General features: G+C 38.5%; 1 protein-coding gene. It reads left to right on the top strand.

Going from position 1 to position 1,459, the window contains the following annotated elements; all coding sequences use genetic code 11:
* Positions 1-126: 126 nt before the first annotated feature.
* A partial coding sequence (locus tag JUJ52_RS22975) for a transposase (RefSeq protein WP_228089237.1) occupies positions 127-1,459 on the top strand: 1,333 nt, incomplete at its 3' end.

The following is a 1,459-nucleotide window of genomic DNA, read 5'->3' as shown; positions in this document are numbered from 1 at the left end:
TTAGTGAATTTCATAATTATGAGCCTTTGCGGCTCAATGGGTTTAAGACATAAAAAATGGAGTACCTCCCCAAGTCTAGTATAATGGTAAGTGACCAAACTAACCAAAAGACTGGAGGGACTCCCTATGTCTATTATACGACAAGAGAGCTTATTTGACATCTATGACTTATTGGAAATGGAACCTACCCAACGTTATGAAGCAATCATTTCAGAAATAGATGTGGACGCAATCTTATATCAAGTGAACAAGAAATCAAGGCTTGGAGCACCGGTCAAGCTCAACTATGCCGCAATGATTATCTCATTATGCGTTCGTATAATTGAACGTATTCCAACAATTAAAGACTTGATTAAACGTCTGAAAGACGACCCACTGTTCAAATGGAACTGCGGATTTCTTGTATCTGATGAGACTCCTTCGGAGGCTGCTTATTCTCGATTGATCACTAAACTCAGTGATTCTAATACACTTGAATTAGCACAAGAGACAGTTTTATTTCAAGCGATTGCAGAAGGTTTCATTATCGATGATACCGTTGCAATCGATGCAACTCATTTTGAAGCACGTGATCAAGCTCCAGCTAAAGAAGAAAAAACAAAGACAGAACCGAAAAAACGTGGTCGTAAATCAAAGGCAGAACGAGAACAATGGTTGGAAGAACAAGCTAAAAAGGAAGCAAGCCTTCCACTTTACGAAAAAAAGATTGAAGCTCAGTTACCTGTACCACTAACAGAACTGAGGAACGAAGTTCCTCAAGAACCGAAATGGGGCATAAAGAAAAACAGTGAAGGTAAAAATGTGTTCTGGTATGGCTATAAAGGACATCTAGCAGTTGGCACATCAAGTCAATACATTTTGCAGTCTTTGTTTTCTTCAGGCAGTTTAAATGATGGAAAAGCAGCCATTCCTTTATTGAAGGGCATTCATGAACGTCTATCTCTTTCATCTTTACGTTATCAAACAATGGATGCTGGTTATGATTATGATCCTATTTATGTCCAAGTAAACCGGATGGGGCAACAATCAGTAATAGCTTACAATAAGCGAAATGAATCTGATCCCATTGGATTCGATAAACACTTTGCACCTACCTGTTTTCGAGAACATTCTTATCGTTATGATAGCTTTGATACCAAATATGAAACCTTGAAATACACACGACCAAAGGAATGTAAGGATTGTCCGCTAGCAACCGAAGGTCTATGTCAAAAGATTTACAAGGTGAAAATAACTACCAACCTTCGAAGATATACAGCACCTGCACGAGGGTCAAAAGCATGGAAATCCATTTTTAAACGGCGTACTGCTGTAGAACGTGTGAATGCTTATCTCAAGGAATATTATCAACTAGACAATATCCGTTACCGTACTGGAAAACGAGCGAAGGTTCATTTTGACATCGTAACGCTTATTTATAATGCATCAAAACTAGCCAGTGATCGTATTAATTCAATGC

The sequence above is a fragment of the Virgibacillus sp. AGTR genome, from assembly GCF_016919725.2.
Taxonomy (GTDB): domain Bacteria; phylum Bacillota; class Bacilli; order Bacillales; family Amphibacillaceae; genus Virgibacillus; species Virgibacillus salarius.
This window is presented reverse-complemented; position numbering and strand designations above follow the sequence as displayed.